We start from the raw sequence: 13,954 nt of genomic DNA, 5'->3' as shown, positions 1-13,954 counted from the left end.
ACTCCTATCATAAAAATTTCATTAAAAAAGCCCGCTTAATGCGGGCTTTAGTTATTCTATTATAATCACTGTAGCATGAATTAGAAGAATTTCACTTTGAATTCAGCTCCAATGAAGCGCGCTTCATTCAGCATACCCGTGTTATTGTTAAAATCTACACCACCAATAACAACTTGCTCGTCAAATAAGTTACGAACAAACGCTGATACTTCGTATTCATTATCACCAGAGAACCACAGATAGCCTGTACGTAAACCAGTTTCAAATAGAGCTTCACCTTCAAACTCTACCGATTTGTACAAGAAGAAATCGATCTCGCTACGGTAAGACATATCACCATATACAAAGAACTCACCACCTTCTAACTCTTTCGTGTAGCGAAGGGTCGCGTTAGCAATCCACTCTGGTGCATGTGGTAGGCTGTTGCCATCCAAAATAGCACGAGCTTCAGGGCCATTCGCTCCATTTACCATATAAGTTGGATCAGTTACCGTACACTGTGCACAAACCGCAACAGCTAAACTGTCATCCTCAAGCTCGGTATTATTGTAGCTCAAGTTAAAGGTAGCATTTAGCTCGTCAGTTAGTACCCACTCAGTATCCAACTCAAAGCCGTATCCTGTGGTTTTGTCAGTGTTGATAAGGCGGTTAAAGTTAGCGCCACCACCCACAGCGGTAAGCTGCTGGTCATCCATTTGATAGTAGAAAACCGTCGCGTTTACACGGCCTTGACCATCTAACACGTCAGATTTAATACCCGCTTCGATTGAATTAGTTGTTTCTGATTCAGCAACTGTTACTTCATCACCAAATAAGATACGACCTTGAACACTTGGTGCACGGAAGCCATTTGCAATGCGGCCAAATAAGTTAACGTCGTCAGTCAGTTTATATGTCGCACTTAAATCCCAACTCACATGACTATCACTTGGGTTGGCAGTATCGTCAAGTACGTCTGGTGAACCATTCCAAGGCGTTGGGTTTTTAGTACGCTTAGCGTAAAACTCTTTTTCATCATCAGAGTAACGTAGGCCAGCTGTTACTTTTAAATCATCCGAAACCGTGTAGTCGAATGAACCAAATATCGCCCATGCTGACGTGTCTTGATCTTGATAGGCGTAGCCATTTTGCGCGCCATACTGGCCTAAGCCTTGATCATACGCGAATGTATCAAAGCTGTAACTTTCAATAGTGAGATCTTCTTCATATAAGAAAAGACCAACTTGATAGTTATAGTCACCAGAGAAGTTACTTGATAAGCGAAGCTCTTGTGTATACTGATTATGATCTGGAATAACATCAGCAGTTTCAGAAGCAAACGGTATTAAGCCTGGCCCTTGGTATCCAACGAAATCAAGATTGGCACCATAGCCACCATCAACATCTGCACGAGAGTAGATTTCTGCACTTTCCCATGCTGTGATCGAAGTCACTGTGTGCTCCGGGAGATCCCACTCAAGTTTTAAACTTAGACCTTGTGTTTCAACTTGTTGTGTCGAACGAGATGCAGCATCATGATAAACAACGTCATTGTCGTAAAGCGGGTTAATATTATTTGAGCCTGCTTCGATTAAGTTAGCACGAAATGCAATTGGACGACCATCAAGGTCTCGGTAGTGGTAGTTTAGGAGGCCGGTGAAATCATCACCTTCATATAAAAACTGTAAACGTACCGCTTGCTCACTATATCCACCTAGGACGTCATTTTGTTCAAAGCCAGGTGCTTTAACATCGATATAATCTTCTTGCTCCTGCCATAATGCAGAAATACGAGTAGATAAGCGGTCAGTTACCGAGCCACCAACAGCACCTTCAAAGTCAACAGCACCACGGCTGCCATACGAAAGCGCTGCATAGCCATCAAATTCTTGGCTTGGTTTTACTGTATCAAACTTCACTAGACCCGCAGGTGTGTTACGACCAAACAAGGTACCTTGTGGGCCACGTAATACTTCGATACGAGCAATATCAAATACAGGGAAACCTTTTAAGATTGGGTTTTCTTGAACAACTTCATCAACAACCAAAGACACAGGTTGTGAAGCATTCAGATCGAAATCTGTATTTCCTAAACCACGGACATAAAATCGTGGGAAAGTACGGCCAAATGAAGATTCTACCGATAAGCTCGGGATCTTGGCGTTCATAAAGCGAATGTCCATACCCGCGGAGCTGTAAGCATTCAAATTATCTCCTTGCAGCGCAGATACTGACACAGGAACTTCCTGTGCATTTTCTACACGTTTACGAGCAGTAATTTGGATAACTTCTAATTGATTAGACTTGGCTTGCTCTTCTTCAGCAAGTGCAGAGAATGAAGTACCTGCCACAGCAGAGAACAACGTAGCATTAATAAGCGTAGCTAACGTGGATCTTTTCATTGCTTTCATGTTGGTTTTCGACCTTTTAGTGCACTCTTTGTTCAACGGTTTAAATTTGGGCGCCGTTTCACTTTGGCGTGAACGTTCAATTTTTCGCGATTCGAATAAGATAACGCGGACCTTGCAGTCGAGAGTGCGATACAACTTTGCAAGGCTGAACGAGACGGCGGTAATTATAGCAGGTAAATTTTACTTTGCTTGTTAAACCGGACTAAAAAATCAATTTTTTTGCAACTTTTAGCGATGTTAGCTGACAGTTTACAACATTTAGCAACAAAAAACCAAAAAATGAGGACATTTGTCCTTTTAAATTAAAGCAATGCTAGTTCTAAAAAACAACTTTACCGATAACAGAACCATAACATAGCGGTCGAGACTATGCAGATTACTTGTACAATATAGTTTGCGCCCAAACAAAATATATTGACCAAACGGGTGCTTTGCAGTGCAAATACTACGACACTGCCGTTATGATAAGGTTCAATAAAAATTAAAAAGAGGACATTAGACCGATTATTGCTAACTTTTCTGCGTCAGTGACAAATCGCCTTGCTATGGCAACTGCATGGAAATGAATTCTGCTCGACCTGTTTCTTCGCTATACTCCAGCACAGCGACCGCTGCGGTAGAAAAGATAGGCATAGTGTCAGGACACAAACAGTCAACAAGGTAGCTGACTATCGGCATATGTGCGACCAACAGCCAAGTCTGATGTTCTGGGTGCATGGATATGAGTGTTTCGAGATAATCTGTAGCTGTGTTTGCAGAACCACTGGGAACAATATCTGCACAGGTTTCAACAAATTGCGGCGACTGGAAGGAAAATACCTGCTCGGCCGTTTGCTGGGCTCGTGTATATGGACTAACCAAGGCCGCATCAATCTTAAAGTGCTGTTCCAGCCATTGCCCCATGTCTTTTGCTTGTTTTAAACCTAGCTGTGTCAGCGCCCTACTGGCATCATCAGCCTGCATAGCTTGCGCTTCACCATGACGCATAATCAAGATAGTCTTCATACTATTTAGCACCTTTTCTGCACTACTCTACATTTATACGTATTAACACTTGCACCATACCCGTTTCAGTTTCGGCGTCTTTTAACACAAAGCATGCTCTTCTTTCGCTTTTGTGTTAGTTAATACAGCTAGGCCTGATGACTCTGTAAAATATATTTCTCTAGACCACTACTTAAACCTTGGTCTAAACAATGCCAACGTTAGGATGGCTAACATTATTTTCTTGAAACCAGTAGCTATCTAGCCAGTTTGTTCGCTATATTAAAACAAATGAAGGATTAACATGAAATGAAATTTGCATCACCTTCACCTTTCTTTTAACTAATTTATCGGCAGCAGCATATTGAAACTGAGTAATAATGATAGTCGGCAGTACCAATTCTTAACACTGGACAATGGTCTTAGAGTTTTGTTGATTAATGATGAGTCAACAGCCAAGAGTGCCGTATCGTTAACAGTTAATGTTGGCCATTTTGATGACCCTGAAGACCGTCAAGGTATGGCTCACTTTTTAGAGCATATGCTATTTCTCGGAACTATTGAGCACCCTGACTCGGGTGGCTTTTCTCAGTTTATTAGCCAATATGGCGGTCAGAGCAATGCCTGGACAGGAACCGAGCACTCTAGCTATTATTTCGATTGCGATGCGGAGCGATTAGAAGAAGCCTTAGAGCGCTTTAGTCAGTTTTTTGTGTCTCCTTTATTAAGTGAAGGTGATACAGAAAAGGAACGTGAAGCCATTGACGCTGAATTCAAAATGAAAATCAAAGACGATGGCCGCCGTATTTACCAGGTACATAAAGAAACCATCAATCCAGCCCACCCTTTCGCTAAGTTTTCAGTAGGTACCCGAGATACGCTAGCTGACCGAGGGGATAATATCGCATCCGAACTCAGGGCATTTTTTAATGCGCACTATCAAGCACAATGGATGACGCTTGTTATTGCTGCCCCTCAACCATTAGCAACCTTAAAACAATATAGCCTTCCTTTTGGTAATATTGTTGGCTCACAGGAGCAAAAACAAGCCATACAAGTACCAATGTACCGTCAGAGTGACTTACAACTCGAGTTACAAATAAAGCCGCGAAAGCACATGCAGAAGCTTATTGTGAGTTTTGCAATGCCAAACCCTGAAGATCTATACAAACACAAAAGCGTTAGCTTTCTGGCACACTTATTGGGTTACGAGGGAAAGGGATCGTTATATTCCATTTTAAAATCCCAAGGGTGGATCAACGCCTTGTCTGCGGGCGGTGGGATCACAGGTAGTAATTTTCGTGATTTCAACATCAGCTTTGCACTCACCGATGAGGGAATAGAGTACTATGAAGACATCGTTGAAATGCTGTTCGAGTATTTGGCATTAATCAAACAAAACACCGCTGCACTACCACGCCTTTACCAGGATAAAAGTACATTATTAGATATTGCATTCGATAACCAAGAAGTAGGACGCATGCTAGATTGGGTTAACTCAATTAGCGTTAACATGCATCATTACTCTGAAGCGGACTTCTTATACGGTGATTATCGTATGGACGGCTTCAGTCAAGCGCATCATGAAAAGCTACTCTCGTATTTGTGTCCAACAAACATGCGGTTAGTGCTGATCCACCCTGATGTTGAAGTCAGTCACAAGGCAAAGTGGTACAACACACCGTACAGCGTCACCACGATTGCGAAAGAATGGATTGAATCACTATATAATGTGCATATGCCATTGCCTCAAATGTCACTGCCTTCGATTAATCCATACCTCAGTGCTAAAAACCCACTTCATGCTGTGGAATACGAGCAAGACAAACCCGTTCGATTAGCCGACCAACCAGGATTTGAGTTTTGGTTTAAACAAGATACCACCTTTAGGGTTACAAAAGGACATTTCTATCTCGAAATAGACTCTGCACCGTCAGTGACCTGCCACAAGCATATGGCGCTTTCGAGACTATTTGCAGACCTTTTTATGGATGCCGTCGCTGAACGATTTTACAGTGCTGAACTCGCTGGGCTCAGTTATCACATCAACTCTCATCAAGGTGGGTTAACATTACACACTGCGGGGCTAACAGGTAATCAGATCACGTTAGTGCTTGAGTTAGTTGAAGCTTTGCTTCATCAACCTATCCATGCAGCCCGCTTTGCCGAGTACAAAAAGCAGCTTATTCGGCACTGGAAAAATCATAATAAAAACAAACCTGTGAGTGAACTCTTCAGCTGCCTTGGAGCACATTTAATGCCATGGAATCCAAGCCCTGAAGACCTAGCCATCGCTTTAAAAAGTGCAAGCTTCAATGAGTTTCAATTGTTTCGAAAGCAGTTTTTCTCTGCCATTCACGTAAAAGCGTTTATGCATGGCAACTGGCAACGTCGCCATGCAGAAAAACTAAAAACTTCTGTTCATGGGCTATTTTCCAATAGTGAAATTCTGGATGACTTAAAACGTCCGCTTAATGAGATTAACCGTGTTGAGGGTATACAAATTCAACGTGAAGGCAACGATCATGCCTTCATTGAATATTTTCAATCACAAACTAATTCCGTAGAAGAAAAAGTAACCTTGATGGCGATCAACAACTTACTAAATCAAGATTACTTTGAGCAATTAAGAACAAAAGAACAACTTGGTTACTTAGTTGGTGCAGGCTATGCCCCCTTTAATACCCGTGCAGGTGTGGCGTTTTATATTCAATCACCAAACTTCAATAGTGAGCATCTACTTACTAGACATGGCGCGTTTTTAAAAACGTTTGCTAAACAGCTGCGAGAGTGTGACGAAGCTAGCTGGCAACGTTCAAAAGAGAGCTTACTATTACAAATCTCTGAAAAAGATAAAAACCTACGATTAAGGGCACAGCGATTGTGGATCTCGATCACTAATGACTTCCACCAATTTGATATGCAATGCCGGTTAATTGCAGCTTTAGACAAATTGGAGCGCTCAGATGTGGTTGCTTATGTTGATAATATGCTCAAACCAGACTCTCCAAGGTTAGTTTTACAATGTAACTAGAGCTTTGTTGCCATACTTACTGTGACTTTTCTCATTTATTTGGTACCTCAAAGCGTACATTTTATGCAATAAAGTGTGCGCATTAATCCCCTATCGTAATGAATTTCATCCAAAGTTTTGTTTATCTAATGTTAAAAAGCAGAATCAACCTGAATTTTACCTTAATCAACGTTTTCTTTTTGACTACTACGCGGGCTTGATTTAGATTAGAGATCGCAATGATGAGTTACGCATTTTATGAGCAAACAAATAAAAACAATAATAATCAGTACAATACTATTCACTCTTACACCGTTTACTGCGGTCGCCAGTGACATTAGTGTATTGACGTATGCTCAACTTGCTTGGCTCATCCCTTTTATTCTTGCACTGCTCAGTATCCCTTATTTAGTCTGGGCTAATCATCAACTAAAAAAGTCCACCATTGAACTAAAACATACCGAACAACGATTTAAAAGTACCATAGAAGGTAGCGGTGATACTCTATGGGATTGGAATATCCAATCTGGTGAGATTGTTCGGATAAATGACAAATATGGGATGAACTCAGCAAAACCAGGTAACATCATTCCCAATCAGCATCGGATCCATCCTCAAGATCTGTTAATTGTTGAAAAGTTAATGAAGCAACATTTCGCAGAAAAAACCCCATTTTTTGAAGCCAGCTATCGTATTAAGGATGAGTTAGGACAATATCATTGGGTTTTAGATAGAGGTAAAATTATTGAAAAAGACACGAACCTAAATCCACTTAGAATGACAGGTACGGTTCGAGATATTGGCCACTTTAAGAGCACCGAAGAAAGGCTTAATTTATTCGCTAAGTGCGTTGAATCCCTTACGGATGCCATTGCAATATATGACAAAGACTATAACTTAGTTGATCTCAACCCAAGCTATCTAAAATTATTTGGGGGACAACGTGAGCACTATATCAATAAGCCTTTTAACTTACCTGGCTACGACAATAAATTTGTTACGCAAGTAAAATCGCAACTTAGTCAAACGGAACACTGGCAAGAAGAATTAAAGCTTCGAAATGCAGCTGATGTGCTACTTCCCATTGAAATTACCATAGATGAAATTAAAAATAACCATGGTCAAATTAGTAACTATGTAGTGGTGTATTCAGATTTAACAGAGCGCAAAAAAGCTGAATCACAGCTTCATAATTTATCTAACCGCGATCGCACCACAGGTTTACCCAACCGGAATCTATTTTTTACTAACCTACAAAAACTTTCACAGCAAGGCACACACCATGCCCTTTTGGTTTTTGATTTAGACAACTTTAAAAAAATCAACGATTCTCTTGGACACCAGCTTGGTGATACCCTGCTTGCAAAACTCGCTATGCGCTTAAACAAACTAGCGCGTCAACAAGATACATTTTATCGCCTTGGCGGTGATGAGTTTGCTTTGGTCATATCTGGTACCAATGATATTCATACTATTACACGTACTGCTAAGCAGTTTTTAGCAGCGATTGCGACCCCGTTTAAAATTGCTAACCACGAGTTAGTTATCACCTCTTCTGTGGGTATTGTACTATGCCCCGAGGATGGCAAGTCGCCAGAAAGCTTGTTGAAAAACGCAGATACCGCGATGTATCACGCCAAGCAAAAAGGTAATCATTATTTGTTCTTCAACGATTCTATGAACGAACAAGCGGTAAAACGCTTACAAATAGAAAACCTAATGCGCTACGGCCTAAAAGAAGATCACTTTGTCGTCTACTATCAGCCGAAAATGAATATTAAAACAGGTGAACTAGTTGGAATGGAAGCTCTAGTGCGCTTTATTACCCCAAAGAAAGGGGTTATCAGCCCCGGTGTATTTATCCCTATCGCGGAAGAAACAGGACAAATAATTGAGATTGGTGAAGTCGTTTTAGACAAAGCGTGCCAAGATGTGAAACGCTGGATTGATAAGGGGCTTTTCAACGGCAGAGTCGCGGTTAACTTATCAGCAAAACAGTTTAGCTTGCCAGATCTCACTACTCGCATCGATATTATCTTGCAAAAAAATCAACTTCCTTCTTATTTTTTGGAATTAGAAATCACAGAAGGTACGGTGATGGATGATCCAAAAGAAGCAATTTCAATAATGCGTTCATTAAGTGCAAGAGGCATACACCTGGCGATGGATGACTTTGGCACAGGCTATTCTTCACTGGCATATCTCAAACAATTTCCACTCAATACACTCAAAGTGGATAAGGCGTTTATTGACGACATGGGCAACGAACGCGGAAAAAATATGGTTGATTCTATTGTCACCATAGCCCACAACCTCGATTTACATGTTGTAGCCGAAGGCGTAGAAAATGAAGTGCAACTGAGTATTTTAGAAGAGCTAAACTGCCAAACAGTGCAAGGTTATTATTACTCAAAGCCGTTATCTAGTAGCGAGTTTGAGCAGTTTTTGAAGCAACATATTCCCAGCGACAAGCCCAACCTACAGCTTGTTCAGTAGTATCGCTTGCAGTTATACCACTGCGCTTACTCAAGCTTGCTATTTTGAGGCAAGAGAATCTTGTTGGTAACTTCGCTAACGCGTCCTGCTATCGCTAAGGTACCTACCCCCATGTAAGCTAGGCAAAAATTTTGCCATTTAGTTGTTCTAAATAAGAAATTTTTAACGCAGTTAGGCGTCAGATTTACTCCTTCAAATTAAGCAAGTATTAAGTCTAATTGGTATTACGCCTTCCACATCACTAGATTGGCACAGCGACGCATCCAAGCTCGACGGTAGTGCACTCGAAATAGTACCAAGGCAGCGGGTCCTGTAAATAATGCCAAGCCCAACCAGCGCTTAATTGGCATGCCCGTAGAGAGGGCTTGAAGATACACAGCAAACATACACAAGATTGAAATAACTACAAAAGCCACTGATACTCCTAAAGTTTTTATCCTACCAAAAAAATAGCCGGGCACATGATGTTGAAGAAACATGGCATTGTTATACCATTTACTAAAGCGGTCATGGAGTCTACACAACGTCCATTATTTGATCAACATGGAAATTATTGTTGCATATTTTTGTATTATTTAATTTAATAGCGGACTCTTTACAGGCATGGCGTTATTTAATGTCGCTGTGTCATAACTTTTCCTAGCAATAGGAAACAGTGACAAGTGGGAAATTTTTAACGCTCAAATAGCAATGATTTCCTAGCTTAGTCCACCTAGGTTATGGAGGAATACTTAGCACAACTTGTAAAGCCAGCTTGATCCTCAATTGGATTTTGAAAGTTAGCTTTTCTAATATTGTAGATGACTGAAATTGTAGTGCTTTTAAACACTGTACTTATTTTAATCGTCAACTGTGAGTGAAACCGATATAAAACTCTCAGTTATTCAATAATTGTCTGCGTTATAACGCCATGGTATAGACTTTCTGATAGTTTTTACTGATAGACGATTACAGTATTATCACAAGAGCTGCTAAACTTACCTTCATGTTGTATTAACTGTTACTTCAAGGACACGGGCTATGGATCAGAAAAGCGTACATGAATATTTGCAGGCCAAGCCTGCAACCTTTATCACCAAACCTTTTGCGCAAGATGTCGATGTGTATAAAGTTCAGCATAAGATGTTTGCCACTCTTACCGAAGGGAAAGAAGGGCAAGTAGACGAAAATGGTGAGCCTGTTTGGTGGTTGAATGTAAAATGCGACCCTGACGAAGCGTTATTGCTTCGAGACAAGTACTCGTCTGTTGTACCTGGTTATCATATGAATAAGCGCCTCTGGAATACGGTTATTTTAGACGGCACTATTCCAGAAGACGAAATAAAGAAAATGATCGATGATTCGTATCAAATTGTTGTCGATAACCTACCTACAGCACAACGTGAAGAACTTGCTAGCAAGATCTCACAGCAATAAAAAGAACGGCATTTGGTTACACTAAATGCCGTTTTTCCTTCCTGATCTCGCTTTTTTTAATATCGTTCAACTTGCTAGCAACCCGCACTGATAGTATACATTCAGTAACCAAACTATCGTTCAAGTGATCTTATGACCAAAAGGATAGCAATTCTCACAAGTGGCGGTGACGCACCCGGAATGAACTCTGCAATCAGAGCAATAACCTTAACTTCCGCTAAGCTAGGACTGCAATGTGTTGGTTTTTTGCATGGCTATAATGGCCTTATCAATCAAGAATATATTGAACTCACACCAGATTGTGTGATTGACATTACACAGCGCGGGGGCACTTTGCTTAAAAGTGCACGCTGCGATGCTATGTTAGAAGATACAGGTGTTCAGCAAGCAGCAAATGCGCTTCGCAAACTCCATATAGATGCCCTTATCGTGATAGGTGGTGATGGCTCTTTTCGCGGCATTCATGCGTTATCGGCACACTGGCACGGCCAACTTATTGGGCTTCCTGGCACCATAGACAATGATTTAGCGGGGTGCGATCACACCATCGGTTTTTCTAGCGCAGTGAATACAGCAACTGTCGCAATTGATAAAATTCGTGATACCGCAAATGCGTTTGAACGTGTTTTTATTACTGAAGTAATGGGTCGCCATAGCGGTCATATCGCTTATAACGTAGGTATCGCCACCGGTGCTGAAGCCATACTTTCATTTGAAAACTACACCAAAAGCGACACCGCAAAATTAGTACAACAATTGCAGCGTGCCATTACTGAGCAGCAGCATAAACATGGTAGCTTTTTGATTATACTTGCTGAGAATTTATGGCCAGGTGGAGCCCATGCGCTAAGAGACGCACTTAATGAGCAAAGTAATATTAATTGTGCGTTATGCGTATTAGGACACATTCAGCGCGGTGGCGCCCCTTCAGCAGAAAATAGAATGTTAGCCACGGAGTTAGGCGTAGCAGCTGTTGAAACTGTGTACCAAGCAATACAGCATGACACCTTTCGAGCAGCCACGTTCATGCTAGGTAAAATCAATGGCGTATTAACATCTACCCCAATTTCGACAGTGTTAACACGACAGAAACCGGTTCCGGACTCTTGGGTAAAACGCTATCGAGATTTTTTAGCCGAAGGGGAGACTAGCTCCCTTTATACCAATTTTCTTAATTAAGTGGTCTATTGGAGGCGAGAAAATCGTGTCGATAACTCCGCTACCGCGTCCTGCTATCGCTAAGGTACCTACATCCATATAGGCAAGGCAAAAATTTTGCTATTTAGTTGTTCTAAATAAGAAATTTTTAACGCGGTTAGCGTCAGATCCACTCCTTCAAATTGAGCAAGTATTAAGTCAAATTGGTATTATTACTCACTAGCCAAAAACATCAAATGCTGACTTATTGAGCCACAGGTGACATAAAATACTTGCAATGTATCCAATTAAAATAACAGGCGCCCACTTTAAATGTCCCATGAAGGTATAATAGCCCCTAGCCTGCCCCATCAAAGCGACACCGGCAGCTGAGCCGATAGACAGTAAGCTTCCACCGACACCAGCTGTAAGCGTGATAAGTAGCCAGTGGCCATGTGACATCTCAGGTTGCATGGACAAAACTGCAAACATAACTGGAATATTATCGATAACTGCAGAGATCACCCCAAGTAGAACATTGGCATACGTCGCTGACCATTCACCATACAGCACTTCTGACATCAAACTAAGGTAGCCCAGAAAACCTAACCCCCCCACACACATAACGATGCCATAGAAAAACAGTAAGGTATCCCACTCTGCCCGAGAAACCTTGCTAAAAACGTCAAACGGAACAACACTACCGAGTTTTTCGAGACGCTCTTTGTCTCCTTCTCGCTGCGCCATCGCGCGTTTTCTTGCCAATGAACCTGGTAGTGTCATCCTTAAAAAGTAGCCAAAAAATTGCAGGTAACCTAATCCCATCATCATACCAAGCACAGGGGGTAGGTGTAATAAGCTATGAGCCAGTACGGCAGTTGCAACGGTTAATAAAAATAAGGTTAAGATCCTTAATGCACCACGCTTTAGTTCAACCCGCTCATAGACAGCACTCGGCTTTTTATCTGCCACAAAATAACTCATCACTAAAGCAGGAACGACGTAATTTACGAGTGAAGGAACAAACAGTACCAAAAATTCACTAAAGTGCACCATGCCTGCTTGCCATACCATGAGCGTGGTTATATCTCCAAAAGGGCTAAATGCGCCACCAGCATTGGCTGCAACTACAATGTTGATACAACTTAAGTTGATAAATTCTTTATCTCCTTCCGCTACTTTCATGACAACAGCGCACATCAACAGTGCCGTCGTTAGGTTGTCAGCAATAGGCGAGATAAAAAATGATAAAAACCCAGTGATCCAAAATAGGTTTTTATAACTAAAACCCTTTTGAATCATCCACGCGCGTAACGCATCAAAAAGACGCCGCTCCTCCAACGCATTAATATAAGTCATAGCAACGAGCAAAAAGAGCATTAGCTCAGCAAACTCAAGTAGATTATGTCGAAACGCATGCTCAGTCACGTCTGTCTGGCCTTGGTTTACATAGTATGCACCAATTAACAGCCAGATAACCCCCGCCGCAACCAACACAGGTTTAGACTTTCGCATATGGATTTTTTCTTCCAGCATGACCAAAGTGTAAGCCATGACAAAAATCACAATACAGACGAAACCCAAAGTAGAATTTGTGAGATCTAAGGAGCCTTGAGCAGCCAAGGATGGATACGGGATCAACAACATGACCCATGCGCAACAGAGTAAAAGTAATCCATTGATTTTCATTTTTTTGCCTATTGATGAGTGCAGAGGGATGGCATTTCAACCAAACTCACTTTAGCATAGGTAAAAAATAATCAGCATTGGACAGAAGTCTAAGGCATGCCATGAACACACTAAATGGCTATACATCAGCGGCAGGAATTTATGCTCCAACTTTCAACGCAACAACAACAAAGATTACAGCAGGATTTGTGCGAGAAGGGATTTGCCCGAATTGAAAACATTCTCGAACAAACGGAAGCGCAACAATTACACCAATGCTTATCTGAACTGAACTATCAACTGGCACTTTTCCACAATGGTGCAGCCAAATCAGTTAAAGACAGCGATATTTTAGCCTTGACGCCACAAGAACAACAGGCGCTACTTGAAGACATTCATCACTACGCGTCGCGCGGCGTAGGTTTTATGTATGGTCGTCACTCGGTCGATGCACAAAGCCCTGAATTACTGCAAAGTCTGTATAAAGATTTAAATAGCGAGGTGGTGCAATCCTGCTTTTCACATATCTCAGAACAACAAATCGTGCGTACCTCGGCTCAAGCAACTCGATTTATCGCAGGTCAGTACTTAACACGCCACAATGACGTTGTAGAGGCCGAAGGACGAGTATATGCCTACGTCCTCAGCTTAAGCAAAAATTGGCACCCCGACTGGGGTGGGCTACTACAGTTTTTTGAAGCAGATGGCACACCAACCCATAGTTACGCCCCCAAGTTTAATTCTTTGGTGGTGTTTGATGTCAACAAAATTCACTCAGTAACCTACGTTGCGCCATTTGCAAAGTCTCCGCGCCTTTCTGTCACTGGGTGGTTTAGAACGATAGCCTGAG

At 41.6% G+C, this 13,954-nt stretch carries 9 protein-coding genes; 5 read left to right on the top strand and 4 right to left on the bottom strand.

Translation table 11 applies throughout. The annotated features are described in order from the left end of the window. Positions 1 to 80: 80 nt before the first annotated feature. Together F9Y84_RS14620 and sixA are read right to left on the bottom strand one after the other, a co-directional pair. Positions 81 to 2,390, bottom strand: coding sequence for a TonB-dependent receptor (locus F9Y84_RS14620; RefSeq protein ID WP_128731636.1), 2,310 nt, complete (start codon positions 2,388 to 2,390; stop codon positions 81 to 83). 543 nt (positions 2,391 to 2,933) lie between these two features. Next, on the bottom strand, positions 2,934 to 3,395 hold the full coding sequence (gene sixA, locus F9Y84_RS14615) for a phosphohistidine phosphatase SixA (protein ID WP_128731635.1): 462 nt from the start codon (positions 3,393 to 3,395) through the stop codon (positions 2,934 to 2,936). 343 nt (positions 3,396 to 3,738) lie between these two features. Here sixA and F9Y84_RS14610 point away from each other — a divergent pair, with 343 nt between their 5' ends. After that, complete coding sequence (locus tag F9Y84_RS14610; RefSeq protein WP_147390985.1) at positions 3,739 to 6,408, top strand: insulinase family protein; 2,670 nt, start codon at positions 3,739 to 3,741, stop codon at positions 6,406 to 6,408. 237 nt (positions 6,409 to 6,645) lie between these two features. After that, a complete protein-coding gene (locus tag F9Y84_RS14605) occupies positions 6,646 to 8,883 on the top strand; it encodes a putative bifunctional diguanylate cyclase/phosphodiesterase (protein WP_147390986.1) in 2,238 nt (745 codons plus the stop codon). A gap of 224 nt (positions 8,884 to 9,107) precedes the next feature. Here F9Y84_RS14605 and F9Y84_RS14600 read toward each other — a convergent pair whose 3' ends face one another. Continuing rightward, positions 9,108 to 9,299, bottom strand: a complete 192-nt coding sequence (locus tag F9Y84_RS14600) for a hypothetical protein (RefSeq protein ID WP_125251600.1) — start codon at positions 9,297 to 9,299, stop codon at positions 9,108 to 9,110. Between the two features lie 604 nt (positions 9,300 to 9,903). On the opposite strand from F9Y84_RS14600, the gene F9Y84_RS14595 reads away from it, so the two are divergent. Next, on the top strand, positions 9,904 to 10,299 hold the full coding sequence (locus F9Y84_RS14595; RefSeq protein WP_125251599.1) for an MmcQ/YjbR family DNA-binding protein: 396 nt from the start codon (positions 9,904 to 9,906) through the stop codon (positions 10,297 to 10,299). 132 nt (positions 10,300 to 10,431) lie between these two features. Further along, complete coding sequence (locus F9Y84_RS14590; protein WP_147391463.1) at positions 10,432 to 11,478, top strand: 6-phosphofructokinase; 1,047 nt, start codon at positions 10,432 to 10,434, stop codon at positions 11,476 to 11,478. 198 nt (positions 11,479 to 11,676) lie between these two features. On the opposite strand, the gene nhaD is transcribed toward F9Y84_RS14590, so the two are convergent. Continuing rightward, positions 11,677 to 13,125 carry a sodium:proton antiporter NhaD gene (nhaD, locus tag F9Y84_RS14585; RefSeq protein WP_147390813.1) on the bottom strand — a complete coding sequence of 483 codons (1,449 nt, stop codon included), beginning with the start codon at positions 13,123 to 13,125 and terminating at the stop codon, positions 11,677 to 11,679. A gap of 141 nt (positions 13,126 to 13,266) precedes the next feature. Here nhaD and F9Y84_RS14580 point away from each other — a divergent pair, with 141 nt between their 5' ends. Beyond that, positions 13,267 to 13,953, top strand: a complete 687-nt coding sequence (locus tag F9Y84_RS14580; protein WP_147390812.1) for a 2OG-Fe(II) oxygenase — start codon at positions 13,267 to 13,269, stop codon at positions 13,951 to 13,953. Position 13,954: the final 1 nt, after the last annotated feature.

The organism is Pseudoalteromonas peptidolytica (assembly GCF_012641745.1).
In the GTDB taxonomy this organism is placed as follows: domain Bacteria; phylum Pseudomonadota; class Gammaproteobacteria; order Enterobacterales; family Alteromonadaceae; genus Pseudoalteromonas; species Pseudoalteromonas peptidolytica.
The sequence above is the reverse complement of the archived record's forward strand: the minus strand, read 5'-3'. Positions and strand labels throughout refer to the sequence as shown.

What these genes read in the sequence shown, in the direction of transcription:
- F9Y84_RS14595 (WP_125251599.1), top strand. Translation starts at nt 9,904, where the DNA reads ATGGATCAGAAAAGCGTACATGAATATTTGCAGGCCAAGCCTGCAACC.
- F9Y84_RS14590 (WP_147391463.1), top strand. Translation starts at nt 10,432, where the DNA reads ATGACCAAAAGGATAGCAATTCTCACAAGTGGCGGTGACGCACCCGGA.
- F9Y84_RS14620 (WP_128731636.1), bottom strand. Translation starts at nt 2,390, where the DNA reads ATGAAAGCAATGAAAAGATCCACGTTAGCTACGCTTATTAATGCTACG.
- sixA (WP_128731635.1), bottom strand. Translation starts at nt 3,395, where the DNA reads ATGAAGACTATCTTGATTATGCGTCATGGTGAAGCGCAAGCTATGCAG.
- F9Y84_RS14580 (WP_147390812.1), top strand. Translation starts at nt 13,267, where the DNA reads ATGCTCCAACTTTCAACGCAACAACAACAAAGATTACAGCAGGATTTG.
- nhaD (WP_147390813.1), bottom strand. Translation starts at nt 13,125, where the DNA reads ATGAAAATCAATGGATTACTTTTACTCTGTTGCGCATGGGTCATGTTG.
- F9Y84_RS14605 (WP_147390986.1), top strand. Translation starts at nt 6,646, where the DNA reads ATGAGCAAACAAATAAAAACAATAATAATCAGTACAATACTATTCACT.